This is a genomic window from Methylocystis silviterrae, assembly GCF_013350005.1.
GTDB lineage: Bacteria > Pseudomonadota > Alphaproteobacteria > Rhizobiales > Beijerinckiaceae > Methylocystis > Methylocystis silviterrae.
In genome coordinates this window covers 329,905-353,612 of the sequence record NZ_JABVWW010000003.1, presented here as the reverse complement: position 1 = coordinate 353,612, position 23,708 = coordinate 329,905, and the positions used below count along the sequence as shown (strand labels likewise).

Below are 23,708 nucleotides of genomic sequence, written 5' to 3'. Positions count from 1 at the left end.
CTCGCATGTCGCTTGTCGACTACCGCAAGAAGCGCGACTTTGGGGCGACGCGCGAACCGAAGGGGCGAGGCGCTCGAAAGACCGGCAGCAGTTTCGTCGTCCAGAAACATGCCGCAAGGCGGCTGCACTACGATCTTCGCCTGGAGATGGACGGCGTTCTGAAAAGCTGGGCCATCACCAGAGGCCCAAGTCTCGCGCCCGGCGAAAAGCGGCTTGCCGTTCACGTCGAGGACCACCCTCTCGACTATCGCAATTTCGAAGGCGTCATTCCGGAAGGCCAATATGGCGCCGGCGAAGTCATCGTGTGGGACAAGGGCGTGTGGATTCCCGAAGGCGATCCGCACAAGGGCTATGCCAAGGGCCATCTCGATTTCGAGTTGCGCGGCGAAAAGCTCGGCGGCCGTTGGCATCTGGTGCGCATGGCGCGAAAGCCGCGCGAGAAGCACGACAACTGGCTTCTCATCAAAAGCGAAGACGAATTTGCGCGAACGCCTAAGGATGAAGACATACTCGACGAGATGCCGCGCTCGGTAGACACCGGGCGCACGATCGGCGATGTCGCAGAAGGCAAGCCCTCGCAGCGCTCCAAGAAAAGCGCCATGCCGAAGCAGAGCGCCGCGTCGCGCTTGGATAAAACGAGTTCCCTTGCGACGCCGCAAGCGCCTGCGGTCGACATCGACCCATCACGTCTCAAGAGCGCGAAGAAGGCGCCGTTGCCGAGTTTCGTTGCGCCGATGCAGGCCAGTTCCGGCGCCGCGCCATCGAGCAAGGAATGGATTCACGAAATCAAATTCGATGGCTATCGCGTGCAGGCGCGCATCGAGGCGGGACGCGTACGGCTGCTCTCACGCAGTGGTCTCGACTGGACGAAGAAATTTGGCGATGAGATAGCGTCGGCGCTGCGGGCCCTGCCTCTCGGCGCCGCGCTCATCGACGGCGAGATCGTCGTCGAGACCAGTTCAGGCGCGTCGGATTTCTCCGCGCTTCAGGCCGATCTGAGCGCAGGGCGGACCGATCGCTTCGTCTATTGGGTCTTCGATCTTCTGCACCTCGAGGGCTACGATCTGCGCGGCGCGACCTTGCTGGAACGCAAACGGTTGCTGGAAAGACTCTTGGACGCTGAGGCCGGCGACAGGGTTCGCTTAAGTCTTCATTTTGAGGACAGCGGCGCGGTCGTGCTGGCGCACGCGTGTCGGCTCGGCCTCGAAGGCGTGGTGTCGAAGCTGCGGGATTCGCCCTATCGCTCGGGCCGCGTGAAGAGCTGGATAAAGGCCAAATGCTTCGCGCGGCAGGAATTCGTCGTCGCAGGCTATACGCCATCGACGGTGTCGCGTCGGGCGATCGGCGCCCTCGTGCTTGGCGTCTACCAGAATGGCGTCCTTTGCCACGTCGGCCGCGTCGGGACGGGATTTACGGCCGATATGGCGCATGAGCTTTTCACGAAGCTCGATCCCATGCGCGCTTCCTCGAATCCCTTTGGCGCACGGCTCAGCACGGACGCGGCGCGCCAAGTGCGCTACGTGCGCCCCGAACTGGTGGCCGAGGTCGAATTTCGCGGCTGGACGGGCGATCAAAATCTTCGGCACGCCTCCTTTCGTGGTCTGCGCGAAGATAAGGACGCGCGCGACGTCGTCCGCGAAAAGGCGCCGTCCGTTGAACGGGCGACAGCGGCGAGAGCGGAGCAAAGCGCCGTGAGGCTCACCCATCCCGATCGGCTCTATTGGCCGGATCAAGGCGTGACCAAACAGGGCCTGGCGGATTACTACGCCGACATCTGGCGCTATATCGCGCCCTTCATCGTCAATCGCCCGCTGGCGCTGCTGCGCTGCCCCAATGGCGTCGAGGGAGAGAAGTTCTTCCAGAAGCATGCTTGGAAAGGCATCGATCCGAACATCGTGCTCATCGACGATCCGAAAGGAGAAGAAGAGCCCTTGCTCAGCATCAAGGACCTCAACGGCCTGATCGCGCTCGTGCAATCCGGCGCCTTGGAAATTCATCCCTGGGGCTCGACGGCGTCTGACTGGGAGCGCCCCGACGTCATCATCATGGATCTTGATCCCGGCGAACTGGTCGCGTGGGAGTCCGTCATTGCGGCCGCGGAAGAAACGCGGGACCGTCTCCAAGCCCTTGGGCTCGCCGCCTTCGTGAAAACCTCAGGCGGAAAGGGGCTTCATGTGGTGGCGCCCGTAAAACCCAAAGCAGAATGGCCAGAGGTGAAGGCTTTCACCAAAAGCATCGCCGATGCGATGGCGAATGACAGCCCCGACAAATATGTTGCAACGATCACAAAGTCGAAGCGACGCGGCAAGATACTCGTCGACTATCTGCGCAATCAGCGCGGCGCGACGGCTGTCGCGCCCTACTCCACGCGCGCCCGTCCCGGCGCCGCCGTGTCGATGCCGCTCGCCTGGGACGAACTTAGTCCGGCGATCGGACCTGACTATTTCACGATCGCGAAAACCCTCGCGCGCCTCGAGTCGCTGCAGAGCGATCCCTGGGGAGACTTTCGTCAGGCGGCGACGCCGATCGAAACCCCGAACGCGCGGAGAAAGAGAAAAGCCTAGCGACGTTTGGCGCCGCGCTTTTCCGCATCGATGCTCTTGCGGAGCGCATCCATGATATTGACGACATTGCTCGGAGCCGCCGGCGCCTGCTTTTTGCCGCGAGCGGGTGTGTGCTCCTTCTTCTTTCCGGAAATAATATCCAGCAACTGCGCTTGCACGGGATCATGGGTCATCGCCGGGTCCCAGTGACTCTTGCGCTCATCGATCAATTTGGAAATCAGGGTGAGAGCTTTCGCGTTCGGCGTTTCAGCGCCGATCTTGTCGAGGTAGTCCTTCGGATCGCGCACCTCATCGGCGAAGCGCAGCGTCCATAAGACAAGCCCCTTGTCGCGCGGCTCGACCATCACGGCGCGCTCGCGTCGATACATCACGAGCCGCGACAGGCCGACTGTGCCCGTCGCCTTCATCGCGTCGCGAATGACGGAAAAGGCCTCAACGCCGATCGGATCGTCCGGCGCAAGATAGTGGGGCTTGTCGAACCAAATCCAGTCGACGCTCGCGGCCGGAGCAAAGGTCTCGATATCGATCGTTCGCGTGCTTTCGAGGCTTAGGGCGTCAAGCTCTTCATCTTCAAGCAGCACGTAATCGTCTTCGCCGCGCGGATAACCCTTCGCCGCATCGTCTTCGCCGATCGGCGCGCCGGAGACCGCGTCGACATATTGGCTGACGACGCGGTTGCCGGTGTTTCGATTAAGGATGTGGAAGCGAACTTTCTCGCCTTCAGTCGTGGCCGGCGTCATCGCGACCGGACAGGTCACAAGCGAAAGCTTCAAATAGCCTTTCCAGAATGACCGCGGCGCCAATTTAAACCCTCCGACGGCCGGGAGTTTCTCCAATAACGCTCCGTCGAATGCATCGTTCCGCTTCCGCCCTAATCACCACGAAAAAGACAGTTAGCGCTCCTAAGGGAACTTTGCCCCTCGAATATTGTTGAATTCAATCATGACCCTTCACCTGCCCGTTTTCATTGGAGTCGACGGCTCCGATATCCAGAGCGCCGCCCAAGGGCTCATCGACATGAATAAGAAGGCTGAAAAGCAAACCTCGAAGGGTCGCCGGGGCGCGCCTGGGGCGCAGCGTGACGTCGCCCACCAGCTCGCCTTCCTTGGGATCGATGGGGAATTGACCTCCGGGCTGCGCGACATATACGCGACGAGTCTCTTAGAACCGATGCCGGACAAGTTTCTCGACTTACTCGTGCGACTTTCGACGTCGGTCGCCAAATAGGCTGTGAGGGGTTCTTGCTCCCGCGCGCTCCTGAAAACGCGCGACGGGCGCCTTGAGTTGAGTCGCGCTGAAGTGACTAGAAACAATGGACAAAAAAATGATTGCCTGTCCTTCAACAGGCAATCATCGCGGATCAATCGTCGAGGGAGTCATTTTCGGTTGCGCAGCCAATGCTCGATCTCCGCTTGTCGCGGTTCGCGAACATGAATGAGACGCTCCCGCGGCGCTTCGAGTTGCGACAAAAGCAGCGTCTTGGCCACGGCTTCCACAATGCGCCGCCAGTCTAATCCAAGTTTCGGCTTCGAACTCATTTCGGCTCTCCTTTCATCGGAGAAGGATAAGAAAACAACTCTCCCTTTTTAAAAATGTTCCAAGATGCCGGCAAAGCTCTGTGCTCCCCTCTCGGCCGAAGGAATGGCGCGGGCGCGCCGATTAAAAAAGCCCGAACCTAAGTTCGGGCAGATCGAGAAGCGCCAGGAGAGGACGTCGCGCCAAGCTTGCGGCGCGCTAAGGATTCACGACTTCAGAGTCTTCAGCCAGGTGTCCACCTCTTCGCGAATGCGGTCCCGCCCTTCGCCGTAGCGTTCTTGGAGAACGCCCTCAAACTGCTCGCGCTTGCCGTCCATGCGCGCGAGATCGTCGTCGGTGAGTTCCGCCCACTTCTCTCTCACCTTGCCCTTGAACTGTTTCCAGTTTCCTTCGACACGATTCCAATCCATCGCCGTTCTCCCAAGGTTAAGGAGTGTTCCACGCCGACGGAACGCGGGCGCAACCGCTTTGTTCCAGGATACTGGCGGCAGGTGAATCGAATCGTAGCGCTCATCGCCGTTTACGCGGCGACGCCGCAACACTTCTTGAACTTCTTGCCGGAGCCGCACGGACAAGGATCGTTACGCCCCGCCTGCTTGCCCTTCACGACGGGCGCGCTCTTGCGATTGGCCTCTTCGAGGAAATACCAGCGGCCATCCTGCGCGTCATGTCGAAACAGCGATCGCTCCCGATGCGCATAGCGTTCGCCTTCGCTGGAGAAGTGCGCGACGAATTCGACGTAGCCGGTTTCATCGCCCTGCAGCCCCTTTTCCGTCGACAGGATCTCGAGCCCAAGCCACTGCGAGTTGCGCGACCAATGCGTGATGGCCTTGCGATCAAAATCGTAACGCGACTCCGGCGCCAAGGAGTCGACAAGGTAATCGATGTCGCCCAGTGCGAAGGCGGTGTAACGCGAGCGCATGAGCGCTTCAGCGCTTGGCGCCGGCAGTTTCTCTTCGATGTAACGAGCGCAGCAGGCCGAATAGGAATGCTTTTGCGCGTCCATCGCGCGGCAGGGACATGTCTGGTCGGTCATCGCTCTGTCGGCGTAAGAATGATCGCGCGGCTGCGCCTGGGTCTCAGACCTAGGCGACGAACGCGCCGACGTCCAATATTTTCGCGAATCGGCGGCTTGCGAGGATTCCTTAGCCGTCGGCGCCGGCTGGGGGTTTGAGACGCTTTACCGCCTCCATCGCGATCGGATCGAGCCCGGCGCCGCCGTGATCGACATGCGCGAGGATGGCGTTCCGCATATGCGGGTCCCAGAATTTCCTCAAGTGATCCGTCATGCTCGCGACGCCTTCGGGATGCTTCTGAGCCATGAAGAACGTGCCGATCTGGTTAGCCATTCTGACGAGCTTATCGACCGAATCATGCGACATGTGCGGAAACCTGTTCGAGGATGCGTCCTGGATGGGTGAAGATTTCGAAGTCGCGGCCGCGCATGACCGCAACGAGAGTCATGCCGCAGTGCTGCGCGTTGCGCACCGCGAGCGCGGTTGGCGCCGAGACGGCGGCGATGATCGGCGCGCCCATGCGCGCAGCCTTTTGCACAAGTTCGACCGATACGCGGCTCGTCATCAGCACGACGCCTTGCTTGGCGGCGATGGCCTGGCGCGTCAGCGCGCCGGCGAGCTTGTCGAGGGCGTTGTGGCGGCCGACGTCCTCGCGCGCGATCAGCGCGCCGGAGACGGGATTCCAGAAGGCCGCGGCGTGAATGGCGCGGGTCTCCTGATTATATTTCTGAGCGGCGGGCAGACGCTCCATCGCCTCGATCAAGGCGTCGGCGCGCACCGACAGCGCATTGTCGAGCGTCGGCAGAACGCGCGTCGCCGCCTCCAGACTTTCGATGCCGCAAAGACCGCAGCCCGTCGGCCCCGCCATCGAACGGCGCCGCTCGACATAGGCCTCCTGCCGTCCGCCCTTGAGCCAGGCGCGCAGTTCAATGCCGGCGTCGGAGACGACGATCTCGACGTCGCCCGCCTGCTCCGGCGAATCGATCAGCCCCTCCGTCAGCGCGAAGCCGATCGCGAAATCCTCGAGATCCGCCGGCGTCGCCATCATCACCGCATGGGTGGAGCCGCCAAAGGTGAAGGCGACCGGCGTCTCTTCGGGGATCACGCGAGAAGAACGCGCCATCACATCGTGACGGCGCGCCAGGCATTCCACCCGTAGTGTCGGCGACGGCGTCTCCGTCATTCCGCCGCGTCGATCGTGCTCGCGATGCGACGGCTCTGCTCCGTCAGCTCGCGATACTGATGCTGCCAGTCGGTGGGTCCGTTCGTGGTCGAGACCTGAACCGCCGTGACCTTGTATTCGGGACAATTGGTGGCCCAGTCCGAATTGTCGGTCGTGACCACATTGGCCTGAGTGGTCGGATGATGGAACGTCGTATAGACGACGCCCGGCGCGACGCGATCCGTGATCTTGGCGCGCAGGGTCGTCTCGCCGGCGCGGCTCGCCACCTTTACCCAGTCACCCTCGCGCACGCCGCGATCCTCGGCGTCATGCGGATGGATCTCGAGGACGTCCTCGGGATGCCACTGGCTGTTCTCGGTGCGTCGCGTCTGCGCGCCGACATTGTACTGCGACAGGATGCGGCCGGTCGTGAGCAGCAACGGGAACCGCGGTCCCACCTTCTCTTCGGTCGGAACATATTCGGTGATGACGAATTTGCCCTTGCCGCGCGCGAAGCTTTCGATGTGCATGATCGGCATGCCGTCGGGCGAGGCGTCGTTAACCGGCCATTGCAGCGAACCGGCTTCCGCGAGTCGCTTGAACGAAACGCCCGCGAAGGACGGCGTCAGCCGCGCGATCTCGTCCATGATCTCGCTGGCGTTGGCGTAATTCCAATTGAGTCCCAGCTTGTTGGCGAGCAGCTGGGTGACTTCCCAGTCGGCGTAGCCATTCTTCGGCGACATCACCTTGGTGACGCGCTGAATGCGGCGCTCAGCGTTGGTGAAGGTGCCGTCCTTCTCGAGGAAGGTCGCGCCCGGCAGGAAGACATGCGCGTAGTTCGCCGTCTCGACCAGGAAGAGATCCTGCACGATGACGATGTCCATATTCGCCAGCGCGCGCGACACATGGCGCGTATCTGGGTCGGACTGCAGAATGTCCTCGCCCTGAACGTAAAGCCCTTTGAAGGTGCCCTCGATCGCCGCGTCGAACATGTTGGGAATGCGCAGGCCCGGCTCCGGATCGAGGGAAACGCCCCAATCCTTCTCGAACGCCTGGCGCGCCGCATCATTGGAGACGTGGCGATAGCCTGGCAGCTCGTGCGGGAACGAGCCCATGTCGCAGGAGCCCTGCACATTGTTCTGACCGCGCAGCGGATTTACGCCGACGCCGCGACGGCCGAGATTGCCGGTCGCCATGGCGAGATTGGCGATGCCCATGACAGAGGTGGAGCCCTGCGAATGCTCCGTCACGCCAAGGCCGTAGTAGATCGCCCCATTGCCGCCGGTGGCGTAAAGACGCGCGGCGCCGCGAATGTCGGCGGCCGGCACGCCCAGCACGCTTTCAAGCGCCTCCGGGCTGTAGCGGTCGTTGGCGACGAAGGCAGCCCAGTCCTGAAATTCGTCCCAGTCGCAGCGCGACTTCACGAAATCCAGATTGACGAGATTTTCTGTCACGATGACATGCGCCAGCGCCGTGACCATCGCGACATTGGTGCCGGGCTTGAGCGGCAGATGGAAATCCGCCTTGATGTGGGGCGACTTCACGAGGTCGATGCGGCGCGGATCGATGACGATCAGCTTGGCGCCCTCGCGCAGGCGCTTCTTCATGTGAGAGCCGAACACCGGATGCGCGTCGGTCGGATTGGCGCCCATGACGAGAATGACGTCGGCGTCGTCGACCGAGTCGAAATCCTGCGTGCCGGCGGAGGTGCCGAAGGCCTGCGCCAGGCCGTAGCCCGTCGGCGAATGGCAGACGCGCGCACAGGTGTCGGTATTGTTGTTGCGGAAGCCTTGACGCGCGAGCTTCTGAACGAGGTAGCTCTCCTCATTCGTGCAGCGCGACGAGGTGATCACGCCGACGGCGTTCTTTCCGTATTTCTCCTGCGCCGCTTTTAGCCGGTCGGCGGCGAAGCCGACCGCTTCGTCCCACGAGACCACGCGCCAGGGCTGGTCGATCGATTCGCGGATCATCGGATTGAGAATGCGATCGCCATGCTGGGCGTAGCCATAGGCGAAGCGGCCCTTGATGCAGCTATGGCCGTGGTTGGCCTTGCCGTCCTTCCAGGGAACCATGCGGACGACTTCCTCGCCGCGCATCTCCGCCTTGAAGGTGCAGCCGACGCCGCAATAGGCGCAGGTCGTGACCTCGGAATGCTCCGGCTGGCCGACGGCGACCACCGACTTCTCAATCAGCGTCGCGGTCGGACAGGCCTGAACGCAAGCGCCGCAGGAAACGCATTCCGATTCCATGAAGGCTTCGTCCATGCCGGGCGAAACGCGCGAGTCGAAACCACGGCCCGATATCGTCAGCGCGAAGGTGCCCTGCACTTCCTCGCAGGCGCGCACGCAGCGGTTACAGACGATGCACTTGGACGGATCATAGCTGAAATAGGGATTCGACTCGTCCTTCGGCTTCCAGTCGAAATTCACTTCGCCATTGTTGCGGGCGAAGACGTGATTGGCGCCGTCATAGCCATAGCGGACGTCGCGTAGGCCCACCGCGCCCGCCATGTCCTGCAGCTCGCAATCGCCATTGGCCGCGCAGGTCAGGCAATCCAGCGGATGGTCGGAAATATAAAGCTCCATCACGCCGCGGCGGATCGCGGCGAGGCGCGGCGTCTGCGTCTTGACGGAGATGCCCGGCGCAACCGGCGTCGTGCAGGAGGCTGGCGTGCCGTTGCGGCCCTCGACCTCGATGACGCAGAGCCGGCAGGAGCCGAACGCTTTGATGCTGTCGGTGGCGCAGAGCTTCGGGATCTCCGTGCCAACCTCCATCGCCGCGCGCATGATCGACGTGCCCTCGGGCACGGTGACGCTCTTCCCGTCAATGGTCAGCGTGACCGATTTCACGGATGGCGATTCGGGCGTGCCGTAATCGATTTCCTTGATAAGCGTCATGGCGGCTACCTCACTCAGCGGCTTCAAGGGCCGGCTTGCGGAAGTCCTCGGGAAAATGGCGAAGCGCGCTCTCGACCGGATAGGGCGCAAAGCCGCCCAATGCACAGAGCGAGCCAAACTTCATCGTGTGGCAGAGATCCTTGAGGAGCTCGATATTCGCATCGACGTCGATGCCGTTGCGAATCTTGTCGATCGTCTCGACGCCGCGCGTCGATCCGAGCCGGCATGGCGTGCACTTGCCGCAGCTCTCGATGGCGCAGAACTCCATGCCAAAGCGCGCCATCCAGGACATGTCGACGGTGTCGTCGAATACGACGAGGCCGCCATGGCCGATGAGACTGTCCTTGGCCGCGAAGGCTTCATAGTCGATCGGAAGGTCGAAAAGCGACACGGGCACATAGGCGCCGAGCGGGCCGCCGACCTGAACCGCCCGGACGGGACGACCCGAGCGGGCGCCGCCGCCGATCTCGTTGACGACCACGCCGAGCGGAATCCCGAAGTCCGTCTCAAAGAGGCCGCCATATTTGACGTTGCCGGCGATCTGCAGCGGCATGGTGCCGCGCGAGCGGCCGACGCCGAGATCGGCGTAATGCTTCGCGCCCTTCTCCATGATCATCGGTATGGTGGCCATGGACAGCACATTGTTGATGACCGTCGGCTTGCCGAAGAGCCCGACATGGGCCGGCAGCGGCGGCTTGGCGCGCACGATGCCGCGCTTGCCCTCGAGAGATTCGAGCAGCGAGGTCTCCTCGCCGCAAACATAAGCGCCGGCGCCGATGCGCAGTTCGACGTCGAAGTCGAAACCCGAGCCCTTGATGTTCTTGCCGAGCCAGCCCGCCTCAAGCGCCTTCTCGATCGCCGCCTGAAAGACCTTGGCGACGATCGGATATTCGGAACGCAGATAGACATAGCCCTTGGAGGCGCCGACGGCGTATCCGCAAATGAGCATGCCTTCGATCAGCGAGAGCGGATCGCCCTCCATGATCATGCGGTCGGCGAAAGTGCCGGAATCGCCCTCGTCGGCGTTGACGACCACATATTTCTGGCCCGGCGGACAGTCCGCCACCGTCTTCCATTTGATGCCCGTCGGAAAGCCCGCGCCGCCGCGGCCGCGCAGGCCCGACTTCGTGACCTCTTCGACGACGGCCGCAGGCCCGATCTCGAAGGCGCGCGTGAGGCCCTTGAATCCCGCATGCGCCTCATATTCGGCGACCGACAGCGGATCGATGACGCCGCAACGAACGAAGGTGACGCGGTTCTGCTTCTTCATCCAAGGATGTTCTTCGACGATCCCGATATTCAGCAGATGCGCGCCGCCCGTCAGGAACCCGGCGTCAAACAGCGACGCGACGTCCTTGACCTTGGCCGGCCCGTAACCGACACGGCCCGCGGGAGTCTCCACCTCGATCAGGGGCTCGAGCCAGAGCATTCCACGCGAGCCGTTTCTGACGATCTCGACTGTTTCGCCGCGGGCTGCGGCCTCTTGCGCGACGGCGGCGGCGAGTCTGTCGGCGCCCATCGCAACGGCGGCCATGTCCAGCGGGATGTATAGCTTCACCATCAGTCGCGCGCCTCCGCGGCGATTTCGTTAAGCATTTCAGCGTCGACGCGGCCGATCGGCTCTCCGTCGTAAAGCGCTGAAGGGCTGTGGGCGCACAGCCCCAGACAATAGACCGGCTCGACCGACAGGGCGCCGTCCGGCGTCGTTCCGCCCCAATCGAGCTTCAACTTGTCGAGAAACGCCCGCGCCTGTCGCTCCGCTCCCATTGACTGGCAGGATTCGGCCCGGCAGATCTTCAGCGTGTGGCGGCCATGCGGAGCGCGGTGAAAGTCGTGATAAAAGGTGACGACGCCATGCATTTCGGCGCGCGAAATATTGAGCGCCTCGGCCATTACCTTGACGGCGGCGTCGGGCACATAGCCGAATTCTTTTTGAAGCGCGTGCAGAATGGGCATCGCGGGTCCCTCAAGACCCATATGGGCGGCGATGATTTCCCGCGCGCGCTCGTCGCTATACTGAGCAGCGCCAGACATTTCTTCCCTTTCAGTCCGGACGTTGCGCATATGCGGTCGTCCTATTTAGACTAGTTCCGAGAACACTGCCGGAAATCCAAGGCCCGATCAATAGCGACCATCCGTTGTGCGATAGGGCGATCCTATCAACCGTCGAGCGTGTGGCTTTCAGCAAGCTTCTTGGCCTCCGAGACCAAGGCGGCGACCAGCGGAATCACCGGTTCGCGCTGCGGCGCCACAAGGCCGATTTCATGTACAGCCTCCGGCTCAACGATGGGGATGGAGCGCAACGGCCCCGCCACGTTTAGGGTCTTCGCGAGCTTCTCCGGCAGCACCGTGGCCCAGCGGCCGGATCTCACATGGTCAAAGAGCAAGATGACGTCGTTCGACTCGAGGATCGGCATGGGCTCGGATCCGCCCTTGCGAATGAGCTGCTCGACGATGCGACGGTTCTGCATGTCCGGCGTGAGAAGACAGAGATCGATGCGACCGACCTCGGCCCATGTCACCCGGTCGCGGTTCCCGAGCGGATTATCGGCGAAGGTCAGCAGCCGATAGCGTTCGGAGCAGAGCGGCACCGTGCGCACGCGGCCAAGCGGCTCATTGTCGAGATAAGTAATGCCGGCGTCGATCTCAAGATTATCGAGCATGGTCAGCACCTCGCTCGACGACGCGGAGATCACGGAAAAGCGCACCCCCGGATGCTTCTCGCGATAGGGCGTCGTCAGCGCCGAGACAATGCCGAGCGCGGTCGGGATGACGGCGATCTTCAGCTGGCCGGTAAGGCCTTCCTTGAGCGTGCGAACTTCCTGGCGCATCGCGCGCGCATCGCCGACGATGCGCTTCGCCCATTCGAGCACCCGCTCGCCCTCGGCGGTCAGTCCGTGGAAGCGCGAGGAACGGTTGACGAGCAACACGCCGAGCGAATCCTCGAGCTGTTTGACGCCGGCCGAGAGCGTGGGCTGGGTGACGCCGCAAATCTCCGCCGCGCGCGAAAAGCTCTTCTCTTTGGCGACGGCGATCAGGAATTCAAGCTTGTCGATCACGACCGAGTCCACAAACGGGTCGCCAAGACGCAGCGTCCAGGCCGTCACTGGCGCTTCCGTCAGCCCGCACGGGCGTCACATTAGCATATCCGCCCAGGCCGCGCCGAAATTTTGAAACGAATCCAAATCGCTCGCACGCCAATAGGCAATTTGCCCGATCAGGGCCTAAGCGCATGATGCGCGTTGGACCTCCTTTCGATTCCTGCTCTACTGAGCGACGGGATTTTTGTCGGGGAATGCGCCAATGCGGTTGATCGTTGGGCTCGTCTTGCAGCTTGTCGGCATCACCCTCATCTGCCTTACGCTGACGGCGGGCTGGGTGATGGTCGACGCGCGCCGCGCGGTCGAAACGGAAGCGGCGACCTCTGCCGAGCGCGTGGCGCACCACCTCGAAAATCTCTACTGGCAGGCCATCCTCTGGCGGGGCAGCATGCGGCGTGACAAGATTTTGCCCGTCCCCGACTGGGAGTCGCTTTCGACCCTGAAGCTCGTTTCGCCGGGCGTCTGCATCAGCTATGCGCCAGGCGACGAAGAGCCGCAGACCCTTTGCAGCCAGCTCGAGGGCGTCGGCTCCGCCGCGCCTGCATGGTTTGCGGCGGCCTATGAGCGGATATTCGGCGCACATGCGGCGATCATTCGGCCCTTGACCGTGCGGCAACCGGAAACCGGCGCAATCCTCGTCAGGGCGGACGCCGGCGCGGCGATCCGACAAGCCTGGCGGCAGATCTCGATCATCGTCGGCGTTGCGGCCTCGATGGCGGTCTGCATTTGCCTCTTGGCCGCGGTCGCCATCATCCATGCTCTGGCGCCGACCCGGGCCATCGTCTGCGGGCTGCGTCAGTTGGAGCAAGGGAATTACGCCACCCGGCTCAGCGCCATCAAGAAAGGGGAGTTCGGCCTGATCGCGCGCGCCGTCAACGATCTCGCCGAGCGGCTGGCGCGGACGACGGCGGAGCGCGCCGCGCTCACGAAGCGGCTGTTCGAGGTCCAGGAGGAGGAACGCCGCGCGCTCGCCCGCGACCTGCACGATGAATTCGGTCAGTGCCTGACGGCGACCCTCGCCTTCGCCGGGTCGATCGAGGCTGCGGCGGCTAAGATTGATCCCGGCGTCGCCGAGGACGCCCGCTCAATCGGGCGCGTCGCCAAGCGCATGATGACGACCCTTCGCGAGGCGCTTGCCCGGCTGCGCTCACAAGACCTCGATGAACTGGGGCTCGAAGCCTGTCTCGTCCAGCTTGCGGCGAGCTGGAACGCCAAAGCGGGACGAAAAGCGGTCATCCATCTGAGGCTCACGGGCGACCTCGCCGACCTTCCTCAGACGATTTCGACGAGCCTCTATCGCATCGCGCAGGAATGTCTGACCAACGCCATGCGGCACGGCGACTCGAAAAACGTCTATCTGCGCGTCGAGCGCGCGGCGGCGGCCGACGGGCTCGTCGCGCTGACGGTCGAGGATGACGGCGGCGGCGACGCCTCCCGCCTCGCCGCCGCCTCCGGCCACGGCATTCTCGGGATTCGCGAGCGCATTGCGGCTTTTGGCGGAAGTCTGTCGATCAGCGACGCCACGAAAGGCGTGCGCGTCGTCGCGCGCATTCCGCTCATCGCCGTCGCGCCCGCGCCGATGAAAGGTCTCGCGCTCGCATGACCACGATTCTTCTCGTCGACGACCACCCGATCGTTCGGGAGGGATATCGGCGGCTTTTAGAGCGCCAGCCGGATTACAAGATCGTCGCCGAAGCCGCCAACGCCGCGGACGCCTACCAGGCCTATCGGAAGGATTCGCCCGACATCGTCATCATGGATCTTTCTCTCCCCGGCGCGAGCGGCGTCGAAGCGGTCCGCCACATCAGGCAGTGGGATAAAAGCGCGCGCATTCTGATCTTCACCATGCACAGCGGCGCGGCCTTTGCGCTGAAAGCATTCGAAGCCGGCGCGTCCGGCTATGTCACCAAAAGCAGCGACGCCGCGGAGCTGCTCCGCGCCGTGGCGATCGTCGCCAAGGGCGGCCGAGCGCTCAGCGACGACGTCGCGCGAGAGATCGCCGCGGAGCGATTGGGCGAGGGCCGCGCGCTCGTCGATGAGCTTGGCCCCAGAGAGACGGAGATCTTGCGGCTCGTCGCGTCGGGCCGAACGACCGAGGACATCGCCGGCATCTTAAACCTCAGTCCGAAAACCGTTCAGAACTACCATTATCAGATCAAATCCAAGATCGGCGCGCGCACCGACGCCCATCTGGTTTGGCTCGCCATCGGCGCAGGACTTGTCGGCGACGCGTCGGCGACCTGATCGGCCGCCCAAAGGAAATTTGCCCAGACCGCCGCAGGCGAAAGGCCGAAGCGTCTAACGCTTCGCGCAGCTACGCCTTCAACTGCAACAGCGGAGCCTGGCGATGGTTAAGAAGACGCTCACACACATCTTGGCATCGGCGCTCGTCACAATCGCGACCGGAGCCGTCGCGACCGGCGCTCGCGCGCAATCCTCCCCGCCATTCAAACTCGCGGTCTTCGACATCGAGCTCGACGACTTCACCGCCGGGGGGCCGATCGCCGGCGAAAGCCCGGAAGAAACCGCGCGCCTCCAGCGGATGACCGCGCTGGCGCGAGAGCTTTTAGCCCAGTCGGGCCTATTCGAAATCATCGACGGAAGCGCGGCGACGGATCAGAGGGTCAAGGACCATTGGCTGCGCAAGTGCAACGGCTGCGACGCCGACATTGCGCGCGCGCTTGGCGCGGACCTGTCCTTCGTCTGCTTCTTTCGAAAAGTCAGTGTGATGGAGCAATATCTCGAAATGCGCATTCGCGATGCGCGCACAGGAGAACTGGCGCATATCTCGCAGACGGATCTGCGCGGAGAAACCGACCAGTCATGGACCCGCGCGCTGAAGTTCCTGATGAGATATCATCTTGTCGAGCCAGAACTTGCGCGTCGAAATCACCCGATTCAGCCCTGAGGTCATGGTTAACAGGTTATCAACGACCGCCCCCGAATCGCCCAATTCCAAGCCTATTCCGGCTATGCGCCTCAGGCGCTATTATATAGATGGCGTTTTCATGCGATCCCGCGCGTTTCAGCGCCGGGTAACGGGGCTAGGCGATGAACTTCTCGAAGTCCACATTGATTGCGGCGGCCAGCGTATTGCTGATCGTGTTTGGCGCCGCAGCGCCCAGCCGCGCGACCCCGTCGATCGTCGTCGACGTAGCGTCCGGGGCCGTGCTCTCGCATGATCAGGCGACCGCCTCCTGGTATCCCGCCTCTGTGACGAAGCTGATGACGGCGTATGTCGCGCTCGACGCGGTGCGTCAGGGGCGCATCTCGCTGGACACGCCGGTGATGATGTCGCCGCGCGCTTGCAGCATGGCGCCTTCCAAAATGGGCTTCAGACCCGGCTCGGAAGTCACCCTGCAAAATGCGCTCATCATGCTGATGGTGAAATCCGCCAATGACATCGCCGTCGCCATCGCCGAAGGCGTGTCTGGCTCGGTCGAGGCCTTCGCCGACGAGATGAACCGCCACTCCGCCGCCCTCGGCATGACGCAGTCGATATGGGTCAATCCCAACGGCTTGCCCGATGCGCGGCAGGTCACCTCGGCCCGCGACCTCGCCATTCTCGGCCGCGCGCTCTACCTGCAGTTTCCCGAGCACGCCAATCTGTTCAACATCGGCGCGATGCAGCTCGGCAAGCAGATCATCCCCACGCATAACCATCTTCTCGGCCGTTATGCGGGCGCCGACGGCATGAAGACCGGCTTCACATGTTCGGCCGGATTTAATCTTGTCGCCTCGGCCACGCGCGGCGGCCGACGTTTGATCGCCGTCGTCCTCGGCGCGCCCAATCCGATTCTGCGCACGGCGAAGACGGCGGCGCTGCTCGATCGCGGCTTCCAGAGCGGCGCGGCCGTCGCCTCTTTGGCGTCCCTGCCCAGCTCCGGCCCAACGGCCGCGCCTGACTTGCGCGAGTCCGTGTGCCACCATCGCGGCCCGGCGGCGGCGGAATTCATGGCCGAGATCGAGGACGCCTCGGTCCCAGTCGGCTCAGGCGTTCCGCTGCTCGACACGCTCGGCGGCGCTCCGCAACAGCAGATGAACGCCAAGGAGATCGCGCATCTGCCGCGCCCGCGTTTTGAGCCTGTATCCGTCTATGTGGGACGCGCGCCTGGCTATGCCGGGCCGGTAGCGAGGGCCCGCGCGCCGGGAGCGCCGGTCGGCGAGCAGCCTGATCTTGCCGCCTATGCGTCGCAGCCGGAGGCCGGCGACGCCAGCGCCTCGCCGATCAGCAGGCCGGCGCCCGACGCGGTATCGCTGCGACGAGCCAAACACGCCAAGGCCGTGAAAGCGGCGCGCGCCGCCAAGGCGGCAAAGGCGGACGCTGCAAAGGTCGACGCCGTCATCGCCGACGAACCTGCCCCCAAGCCCAAGGCGGCGAGGAGCGCGACGAAGCCGAAAGCGGCCGCAGCGCAAAAGCCGGCGGCCTCGAAGGCGCACTCCGCCGCCGAACCGGGCAAGAGCTGAGAATCGCCAGAGTCTGGAAACGCGCGGCGTTTTCGGCGAAGATACGAGCCTTCCGCGAGCAGGAAATTTTTTCTGCTCGGGTGCGAGTTCCGCTGAATGAACGATCTGACCAAGGCCGCCGCGAGTCGCGCGACGCGCTCGGCGCCGCCGCCAATTCCGCTGACCGTCATCACCGGCTTCCTGGGCGCCGGCAAGACCACGCTGCTCAACCGACTGCTCGCCTCGCCGGCGCTCGCCGATACGCTCGTCCTGATCAATGAGTTCGGCGAGATCGGACTCGATCATCTTTTCATCGAGAAGATCGACGGCGACATGGTGATGATGAGTTCGGGCTGCGTGTGCTGCTCGATCCGCGGCGATCTGGTGAACACGCTCGAAGATCTGCTGAAGCGGCTCGACAACGGCCGGATCAAGCCGTTCAAGCGCGTCGTGCTGGAAACGACTGGCCTCGCCGATCCGGCGCCGATCCTGCACACGATCATGTCCCACGCCTATCTGATGATGCGCTATCGGCTCGATGGCGTCGTGACGCTCATTGATGCTGTGAACGGCGAAGCGACGCTCGACGCGCATGAGGAAGCCGTCAAACAGGCCGCCGTGGCCGATCGGCTTGTCATCGCCAAGATGGATCTGCCGCAAGCCGCCGAGCGTGTCGACGCGCTAAAGGCGCGGCTGGCGCGGCTGAATCCGGGCGCCCTACAGCTTGACGCCGCCAAGGGCGAAGCGACGCCCGAGGCGCTCCTCAACTGCGGCCTCTACGATCCCGAGACCAAGACGCCACGCGTGAAAGAGTGGCTCAACGCCGAAGCGGTGGAAACGGCGCAGGCGCACGACCACTCGGGTCACGGCCACAGCCATGATCATGAGCATCACCACGAAGCCCACGACCATCGTCAGGACGTGAACCGGCATGACGCGCATATCCGGGCCTTCTGCTTTTCCTCCGAGACGCCGCTAACGCCGGCCTCCTTCGACATTTTCATCGACCTTCTGCGTCACACCCACGGGCCGCGCATGTTGCGCGTGAAGGGAATCGTGGCGCTGGCCGATGATCCATCGCGCCCCGTGGCGATCCATGGCGTGCAGCATGTCTTTCACCCGCCGCATCGGCTCGACGCTTGGCCCGACGCGGACAGACGCACGCGCATCGTCTTTATCGTCAAGGATCTCGACGAAGGCTTCGTCCGCGGACTCTACGGCGCGCTCGTCAATCACCCTGCGCCCGACCGTCCCGACGCGCAGGCGCTCACCGACAATCCGCTTGCGCAGAGGCCGAGCGGCCTGTTCGGCTAGAGCAGGTTCCGAAAAAGTGATCGGGAAGCGCTCTAAGGGCGGTTGAACAGATCGGAGACGCGACGCTCGGCGTCCTGGAGAGTCTCGATCCATCGAGGCGGCAGTTTGGCGAACGCGCCGGCCGCTTGCGAAGAGAACCAGTCGGCGACGGCGTGAGCGATGGACGATATGCCGCTCTCAAGGCGCGATGGCTGACGCGTTCCACGCAGCCAGAAGGCCAGCGTCGGGAACGCCGTGACGGTCACCATCGCGGCGCCCACAAGCGCGGAAGCCGTCTCTGGCGCCATCTGTCCCCTCCCGACGCCGAGATAGGTGAGCGCGACGACGAGCGGCAGGGTGGTCGACGACAACAGCGCCAGCGCGGGCATGTCCCGCTCGGGCACCGTCCCGCGAAAAAGATTCAGCGGCGCGAGACGAATGAGCAGGAAGGCGACGCAAAAAAACGCGAAGAGCGCGACGGTCGCGGGGCTCCTGACGAGCGCCACAAAGTCAAATGACGCGCCGCTTTCGATAAAAAACAGCGGAATCAAAAAACCGGAGCCGATAGCGGTCAAACGATCCTTGAGGATTTCGGCCTTGGTGCCCCGCACCAGGACCGCGACGGCCATGCCCGCCATATAGGAGCCGACCACAAGCTCCATCCCCAGCCTGTCGGCGAATGAGACGAAGCCAAGCAAAACGACGAGCGCGATTCGAATTGGCAGAAGCTCGCTGTCGCCAAGCCAATACACAATGCTTTCGGCGAGTCGGTCCGAACGCACGGTCTTGAGGAAAAAGATCGCGGCAAGCCCGAGCACGATGAAAAGCGCGCTTAACAGCGTCTGGTGCAGATGATGATTGTGCTGCGCCAGAACGATCGAGGCGAGAATGAGCGGTCCAAGTTCGCTGACAGCCGCGACGCCAAGGACATAGCGTCCGAATTCATTATCGAGGTCCCCTGCCTGCCGCAAAACGGGGATCAATATGCCGAACGCCGTGGTCGGCAAGATCAGCGCGACGAGAAGCGGCGCCTCCACGAGGCCAACGAGATAAAGCAGTCCGGAAATAACGACCGAGAGGCTCAATGAAATGAGCCATGCGAAAAATCCCAGTCGAAGCGGCTTTCCGGTTATTTCCTTCTGATTGAACTCGAAGCCCGCCTGAAAAAACAAATAGACCAGGCCAAACTCCATTAAAAAATTGACGGCGCCATCCCCCGCCACCAGCCCCGCCCCGCTTGGGCCGACGAGCATGCCCAGCAACAGTTCGATGGCGACGATCGGCGCGCGCGCAAACGCCGGAACCCTGTTGAGCAGCGGCGCCAGCACGGCGATGCAGGAGATGACGAAGATCGTGTGGAATTCGCTCATGGGGGCGACAACTCCTAAGGGGCTTCGCTTCGCGCTGTAACGGGGGCGCGCCGGCCGACTCCGACGGATGATTCTTTTCCTGAGCCTTACGATGCGATAGGATTCCGCCTGCGCTCAAGCCCTGAATTATTTTGCGAAGCGCGCGCGCAGATTCATTTGAGCGGATTTCGGCCATGACGCGGCTCGTGAAAGAGGGTCTGCTTCGAGCCCTTGCGCGGGCGGGACATGCGCTTCTCGACCTCATCTATCCGCCATCCTGCCTCGTCTGCCGAAGGGCGGTCGCCGCCCATGGCGCGATCTGCGCCGAGTGCTGGCGCGACATCGCCTTCATCGAGCGCCCCTATTGCGAGCGGCTCGGCACGCCGTTCGAACGCGATCTGGCGCAGCCGGGGTTGATCTCGCTGGAAGCGGCCGCCAACCCGCCCGCCTTCGGCCGCGCCAGGGCCGTCGCGCGCTATGACAGCGACAAGGCGCGCGCTTTGGCGCACCGGCTGAAATATTACGATCGGCTGGAGTTCGCCGAACCGATGGGCCGCTGGATGGCGCGGGCCGGCGCCGAACTCCTCGCCGACGCCGACGTGATCGTGCCCATCCCCTTGCACCGCTTGCGGATTCTGGCGCGGCGGTTCAACCAGTCGGCGGCCCTCGCGCAGGCGATCGCGCGCGAGAGCGCCGTGCCGGTGGAGACCTTGGCGCTGCAGCGCGTCAAGCCGACGGCGCCGCAGGTGGGACTGACCCGGGCGCAGCGCGCCGCCAATCTCTCCGGCGCCTTTCGCGTCGAACCGGAGCGGGCGGACGCCATCCACGGGCGCAATGTCGTGCTCGTCGACGACGTGCTGACGACCGGGGCGACCGCCAACGCCGCGACTCGCGCTTTGCTCAAGGCGGGCGCGGCGCGCGTCGATCTCCTCGTCTTCGCGCGGGCCGTGACAAGCGCCTAGGCGCAGGCGTATAAGCGCGCCATGGCCCCCCGCATTGAAATTTACACCACGCCGACCTGCCCCTATTGCCTCGCCGCGAAGCGGCTGCTGACGCAAAAGGGCGCCGAATTCGAAGAAATCTCGGTGGCGTGGGACCCGCTCGGACGCCGCCGCATGAGCCAGCGCGCCAATGGCCGCTCGACCGTTCCGCAGATCTTCATCGACGACAAGCACATCGGCGGCTGCGACGAGCTTCACGCGCTCGAAGGCGAGGGAAAGCTCGACGCGCTCCTCGCCGGCGGAGCGACGCCATGATCCGTTACTCCCTCATCTGCGACGCCGGGCACAGCTTCGACAGCTGGTTTCGCGACAGCGCGGGATTTGAAAAGCAGGCGGCCGAAGGACAGATCGCCTGCCCCTTCTGCGACTCGACGAAGATTGCGCGCGACGTCATGGCGCCCCATATCGCCAAGCCGCGCGACGACGCGGCGCATGATCTGCGCATGAAGCTGCGCGAGCTGCACGACACGGTGGTCGCGCATACCGAAGACGTCGGCGACCGCTTCCCTGAGGAAGCGCGCGCCATGGAAGACGGCGAGACGGAGCGTCGCGCCATCCGCGGCCGCGCCACATTCGAAGAAGCGAAGGCGCTGCTCGAAGAGGGAATCGAAATTCTGCCGATCCCGGGTCTGCCCAGCGACAGCAACTGACGCGCGCCTGTCGCGCCCCCAAATGCAAGCCTCGCCCGATGTCATTCCCGACGCGCAGGGCCTCTGCGCGCTGTCACTCCCGACGCGCGAAGCGCGATCGGGAATCCAGAAAAAACCAATCGTGCATGGCGTTGCCCCTGGATTCCCGATCAGGCCTTCGGCCTGTCGGGAATGACGCGGCAATCAGAGTCGTCATTGCAACACGCAGGGGAAGAAATCCATCGTTGCGCCGTTGCTCTGGATTGCTTCGTCGCCGCGCTCCTCCGAATGACGACTAAAACGCCTTCCTTGATGACAGGCCCCGCCTCGACACGATAGCCGGCGAGATCGAGCATCAATGCTGAGCTGGGTCGCCTGGTCTCCAAAACCCGTGGCAGGGAAAATCTCCGGGGCGTGAGCCGGCGGCGCGCAGTTTCGAATAACGCTACTTATGGCGCCCGCCATCATCGAAAATCGACCAAAGCAATTGAAAAAGCATCCATAACCGTTCATTCAACCAACTGGTTGACATTTGCGGATGAGCCGATATATTCAACCCTATGGTTGAATTAGAAGCGCCTCAACTCGATGCCGTCTTTCACGCGCTCGGCGACGCCACGCGCCGGCGGATGCTTCGCGATCTCGCCAAGAGCGAACGAACCGTAGGCCAGCTTGCGGAACCTTTTGCGATGTCGCTCGCTGCCGCCTCGAAGCACGTCAAGGCGCTTGAGAATGCAGGGCTGATCCGGCGCGAAGTGCGCGGCCGCGCCCATATCTGCCGCCTCGCTCCTGGTCCGCTCGCCAGCGCCCACGAGTGGCTGAATTTCTACGCGCGCTTTTGGACAGACCGTCTGGATGCGCTCGAAGGGCTCCTCCTTACGGAGGACACGCTTCGTTCCGACGCCTGCAAAGGAGACGACTCATGACCGATCTTGCAACGCCAAATGCTTATGGCGCGCTTACCGAACCCGCCACCTTGACGATCGAGCGCCTTCTCCCCGGCCCCATAGAGCGCGTATGGGCCTATCTCACGGAGAGCGACCTGCGCCGCAAATGGCTGGCGGCGGGGCCGATGGAGATGAAGGTCGGCGCGCCCTTCGAGTTCGTCTGGCGCAACGACGAACTGACTGATCCGCCTGGCCGGCGGCCGCCCGACTTTGGCGACGAGCACCGGATGCAAAGCCGCATCACTGAGGTCGATCCGCCCCGCAAACTTGCCTTCGCATGGCAAGGCAGCGGCGACGTTTCTTTCGAGCTCGAGCCAAGGGGCGATCATGTGCTGCTGACCGTAATCCATCGACGTCTGCCCGACCGCGCAACCCTGTTGAAGGTCGGGGCCGGCTGGCACATGCACCTCGACATCCTGGTCGCCCGAGCGACAGGCAGGAAGCCGGCGCCATTCTGGGAAGGCTGGAGCCGCCTGCAGAAGGAATACGACAAGCGGATGCCCGCCTGACGGCGCGTTTTTAGGTTGGCGACCGAAAGCCGGTCGCCAATAACCGCTTTGGCGGGAAACCGCGCTACCCCTGCGGCAGATCGAAGCGCTGGCAGCTGATCGCGCTTAAGCGGCTGCGCGCGCGCTCCTGATCGGAGGCGCGCTTGGCCAAGGAGCGGATCAGAATGAAGCCGCGCTTCGTCGGCGCCGTGAGCCGCACTTCCTGCGGCGGCGGGGCGTCTCCTTCATCGGCGCTCGTCAGCGCGTCGATCTGGCGCGCGTCGCCGACGACGATGTCGATCTTGCCTTTGATCGCCGAGCGGTCGGTCATCGAATGATAGATGCGGCCGGCGTTGGCGTGAAATGAAAGCCCGAGAAAATCCTCGCCGTCGACGCTGGTCTTGACCCGCAGCGGACCCTTGGCGAGATCATAGACGCAGACCGCCTCGGCGAAGGCCGGGTCCTCGAAAGGCAGCGTCTCGGCCCCCGGCGCCATCTGCGGCAGCATCACCAGGCCTTCGGCCGGCGCGGCGCTCTTCACATAGGACGCGAGTCGCGCGAGCGCGTCGTTCGGCGCCAGAGTCGGCATCAGCAGCACCGAAACGATATGCACGATCCCCGCGACGAGCAGCGTCGCAAGCAGCCACGGCAGAAGGTCGAGATAGCGATCGGGAATATTCAGGCGCATCCGAGTTTCACGATTTTTGGAAAGGAATTTGGATCTGGAGCCGACTCGATGTCGAGCGGCGTATCATAGAGCCGCAGCATGACGACGAAGTCTTTCGCGCCGCCCGGCGACAGCCAATTGCCCGGCCGCGCCTCGCGCGCGACGTCGATCTCAAATGCGCCCCCCTCGTTGCGCAGAACGTCGACCGAGGAATAGCCATAGCGCTCGGTGGGATTGGCGAGCAGCCGACCGTCGGGGCTCGCCAACGCGATCGTCCAGAAGCGTGCGGCCGGCAAGGGATCGATAATCCGATATTCGCATTCGGCGCTGAGCGGCGCGCCGTTGGAGTCGGCGCGCGCAATGAAGGCCAATCCCTGATCGCGGCCGAGCGGCGCTTCTCCAGAACGCGAAATGACCGCCCGCGCATAAGGGTCGATGTCGGCGCCGCCGATATGCGGCCAGGCGGTCCATGGCCCGGCGCGCAGAGAATTGAAGCCGTAGCCGGCGTTGAGCGACAGGACGGTCGCCAAAAGGCCGACACCGACCCCGGCGATCATCGCCGAGGCGGCGCGCAGATAATTTGCGTAAGGCTTGAGGTCCAAGGGTGCGCTC

Annotated in this window: 25 protein-coding genes; 12 read left to right on the top strand and 13 right to left on the bottom strand. The window is 63.5% G+C overall.

The features are described 5' to 3' along the window. The first annotated feature begins 5 nt into the window (after nucleotides 1-5). Entirely contained in the window at nucleotides 6-2,564 is a 2,559-nt protein-coding gene (gene ligD / locus HUN39_RS05290; RefSeq protein WP_175093423.1) for a DNA ligase D, read from the top strand. Here ligD and ku read toward each other — a convergent pair. Further along, nucleotides 2,561-3,367, bottom strand: a complete 807-nt coding sequence (ku, locus tag HUN39_RS05285) for a non-homologous end joining protein Ku (protein WP_175093422.1) — start codon at nucleotides 3,365-3,367, stop codon at nucleotides 2,561-2,563. The genes ligD and ku overlap by 4 nt on opposite strands. A gap of 139 nt (nucleotides 3,368-3,506) precedes the next feature. Here ku and HUN39_RS05280 point away from each other — a divergent pair, with 139 nt between their 5' ends. Next, the gene (locus HUN39_RS05280) at nucleotides 3,507-3,791 is read left to right on the top strand and encodes a NepR family anti-sigma factor (RefSeq protein ID WP_175093421.1); all 285 of its coding nucleotides are present in this window, start codon (nucleotides 3,507-3,509) and stop codon (nucleotides 3,789-3,791) included. Nucleotides 3,792-3,940: 149 nt separating this feature from the next. Here HUN39_RS05280 and HUN39_RS05275 read toward each other — a convergent pair whose 3' ends face one another. The 9 genes from HUN39_RS05275 to HUN39_RS05235 form a co-directional block, all read right to left on the bottom strand. Further along, nucleotides 3,941-4,102 (bottom strand): hypothetical protein, encoded by a 162-nt coding sequence (locus tag HUN39_RS05275; protein WP_175093420.1) that lies wholly within the window; start codon nucleotides 4,100-4,102, stop codon nucleotides 3,941-3,943. 204 nt (nucleotides 4,103-4,306) lie between these two features. Next, nucleotides 4,307-4,510: a CsbD family protein gene (locus tag HUN39_RS05270; protein WP_175093419.1), complete on the bottom strand. Its 204-nt coding sequence runs from the start codon at nucleotides 4,508-4,510 to the stop codon at nucleotides 4,307-4,309. Between the two features lie 110 nt (nucleotides 4,511-4,620). After that, nucleotides 4,621-5,136 (bottom strand): YchJ family protein, encoded by a 516-nt coding sequence (locus HUN39_RS05265; protein WP_175093418.1) that lies wholly within the window; start codon nucleotides 5,134-5,136, stop codon nucleotides 4,621-4,623. Nucleotides 5,137-5,245: 109 nt separating this feature from the next. Continuing rightward, on the bottom strand, nucleotides 5,246-5,482 hold the full coding sequence (locus tag HUN39_RS05260) for a formate dehydrogenase subunit delta (protein WP_175093417.1): 237 nt from the start codon (nucleotides 5,480-5,482) through the stop codon (nucleotides 5,246-5,248). Then, nucleotides 5,472-6,299 (bottom strand): formate dehydrogenase accessory sulfurtransferase FdhD, encoded by an 828-nt coding sequence (gene fdhD / locus HUN39_RS05255; RefSeq protein ID WP_175093416.1) that lies wholly within the window; start codon nucleotides 6,297-6,299, stop codon nucleotides 5,472-5,474. The genes HUN39_RS05260 and fdhD overlap by 11 nt, the downstream gene beginning before the upstream one ends. Continuing rightward, entirely contained in the window at nucleotides 6,296-9,175 is a 2,880-nt protein-coding gene (gene fdhF, locus HUN39_RS05250) for a formate dehydrogenase subunit alpha (RefSeq protein ID WP_175093415.1), read from the bottom strand. The genes fdhD and fdhF overlap by 4 nt, the downstream gene beginning before the upstream one ends. Nucleotides 9,176-9,185: 10 nt before the next feature. After that, nucleotides 9,186-10,736 carry a formate dehydrogenase beta subunit gene (locus HUN39_RS05245; protein WP_175093414.1) on the bottom strand — a complete coding sequence of 517 codons (1,551 nt, stop codon included), beginning with the start codon at nucleotides 10,734-10,736 and terminating at the stop codon, nucleotides 9,186-9,188. Next, on the bottom strand, nucleotides 10,736-11,209 hold the full coding sequence (locus HUN39_RS05240) for a formate dehydrogenase subunit gamma (protein ID WP_175093413.1): 474 nt from the start codon (nucleotides 11,207-11,209) through the stop codon (nucleotides 10,736-10,738). Before HUN39_RS05240 ends, HUN39_RS05245 begins: the two co-directional genes overlap by 1 nt. A gap of 125 nt (nucleotides 11,210-11,334) precedes the next feature. Further along, nucleotides 11,335-12,234: a LysR family transcriptional regulator gene (locus HUN39_RS05235; RefSeq protein ID WP_175093453.1), complete on the bottom strand. Its 900-nt coding sequence runs from the start codon at nucleotides 12,232-12,234 to the stop codon at nucleotides 11,335-11,337. A gap of 244 nt (nucleotides 12,235-12,478) precedes the next feature. Here HUN39_RS05235 and HUN39_RS05230 point away from each other — a divergent pair, with 244 nt between their 5' ends. The 5 genes from HUN39_RS05230 to HUN39_RS05210 all read left to right on the top strand — a co-directional run bounded on the left by HUN39_RS05230 (nucleotide 12,479) and on the right by HUN39_RS05210 (nucleotide 18,036). Then, entirely contained in the window at nucleotides 12,479-13,879 is a 1,401-nt protein-coding gene (locus HUN39_RS05230) for a sensor histidine kinase (RefSeq protein WP_175093412.1), read from the top strand. Then, nucleotides 13,876-14,520: a response regulator gene (locus tag HUN39_RS05225; protein ID WP_175093411.1), complete on the top strand. Its 645-nt coding sequence runs from the start codon at nucleotides 13,876-13,878 to the stop codon at nucleotides 14,518-14,520. The genes HUN39_RS05230 and HUN39_RS05225 overlap by 4 nt, the downstream gene beginning before the upstream one ends. A 103-nt stretch (nucleotides 14,521-14,623) precedes the next feature. Beyond that, nucleotides 14,624-15,184 carry a DUF3280 domain-containing protein gene (locus tag HUN39_RS05220; protein WP_175093410.1) on the top strand — a complete coding sequence of 187 codons (561 nt, stop codon included), beginning with the start codon at nucleotides 14,624-14,626 and terminating at the stop codon, nucleotides 15,182-15,184. 143 nt (nucleotides 15,185-15,327) lie between these two features. Further along, entirely contained in the window at nucleotides 15,328-16,743 is a 1,416-nt protein-coding gene (locus HUN39_RS05215; protein WP_175093409.1) for a D-alanyl-D-alanine carboxypeptidase family protein, read from the top strand. Nucleotides 16,744-16,839: 96 nt separating this feature from the next. Further along, on the top strand, nucleotides 16,840-18,036 hold the full coding sequence (locus tag HUN39_RS05210; RefSeq protein WP_175093408.1) for a CobW family GTP-binding protein: 1,197 nt from the start codon (nucleotides 16,840-16,842) through the stop codon (nucleotides 18,034-18,036). A 32-nt stretch (nucleotides 18,037-18,068) separates the two neighbouring features. On the opposite strand, the gene HUN39_RS05205 is transcribed toward HUN39_RS05210, so the two are convergent. Then, nucleotides 18,069-19,385 (bottom strand): cation:proton antiporter, encoded by a 1,317-nt coding sequence (locus tag HUN39_RS05205; RefSeq protein ID WP_175093407.1) that lies wholly within the window; start codon nucleotides 19,383-19,385, stop codon nucleotides 18,069-18,071. Nucleotides 19,386-19,558: 173 nt separating this feature from the next. On the opposite strand from HUN39_RS05205, the gene HUN39_RS05200 reads away from it, so the two are divergent. The 5 genes from HUN39_RS05200 (at nucleotide 19,559) to HUN39_RS05180 (ending at nucleotide 22,450) form a co-directional block, all read left to right on the top strand. Beyond that, nucleotides 19,559-20,326: a ComF family protein gene (locus HUN39_RS05200; protein WP_175093406.1), complete on the top strand. Its 768-nt coding sequence runs from the start codon at nucleotides 19,559-19,561 to the stop codon at nucleotides 20,324-20,326. 21 nt (nucleotides 20,327-20,347) lie between these two features. Next, nucleotides 20,348-20,620, top strand: coding sequence for a glutaredoxin 3 (grxC, locus tag HUN39_RS05195; RefSeq protein WP_175093405.1), 273 nt, complete (start codon nucleotides 20,348-20,350; stop codon nucleotides 20,618-20,620). Then, a complete protein-coding gene (locus HUN39_RS05190; protein ID WP_175093404.1) occupies nucleotides 20,617-21,015 on the top strand; it encodes a DUF1178 family protein in 399 nt (132 codons plus the stop codon). Before grxC ends, HUN39_RS05190 begins: the two co-directional genes overlap by 4 nt. Nucleotides 21,016-21,554: 539 nt before the next feature. Further along, nucleotides 21,555-21,920 (top strand): ArsR/SmtB family transcription factor, encoded by a 366-nt coding sequence (locus tag HUN39_RS05185; RefSeq protein WP_175093403.1) that lies wholly within the window; start codon nucleotides 21,555-21,557, stop codon nucleotides 21,918-21,920. After that, nucleotides 21,917-22,450 carry an SRPBCC family protein gene (locus HUN39_RS05180; RefSeq protein ID WP_175093402.1) on the top strand — a complete coding sequence of 178 codons (534 nt, stop codon included), beginning with the start codon at nucleotides 21,917-21,919 and terminating at the stop codon, nucleotides 22,448-22,450. The genes HUN39_RS05185 and HUN39_RS05180 overlap by 4 nt, the downstream gene beginning before the upstream one ends. Nucleotides 22,451-22,514: 64 nt before the next feature. Here the strand turns inward: HUN39_RS05180 and HUN39_RS05175 are convergent, their stop codons facing one another. Together HUN39_RS05175 and HUN39_RS05170 are read right to left on the bottom strand one after the other, a co-directional pair. Continuing rightward, nucleotides 22,515-23,117 carry a DUF1254 domain-containing protein gene (locus HUN39_RS05175; protein WP_175093401.1) on the bottom strand — a complete coding sequence of 201 codons (603 nt, stop codon included), beginning with the start codon at nucleotides 23,115-23,117 and terminating at the stop codon, nucleotides 22,515-22,517. Then, nucleotides 23,108-23,698 carry a DUF1214 domain-containing protein gene (locus HUN39_RS05170; protein WP_175093400.1) on the bottom strand — a complete coding sequence of 197 codons (591 nt, stop codon included), beginning with the start codon at nucleotides 23,696-23,698 and terminating at the stop codon, nucleotides 23,108-23,110. Before HUN39_RS05170 ends, HUN39_RS05175 begins: the two co-directional genes overlap by 10 nt. Between the last annotated feature and the right edge of the window lie 10 nt (nucleotides 23,699-23,708).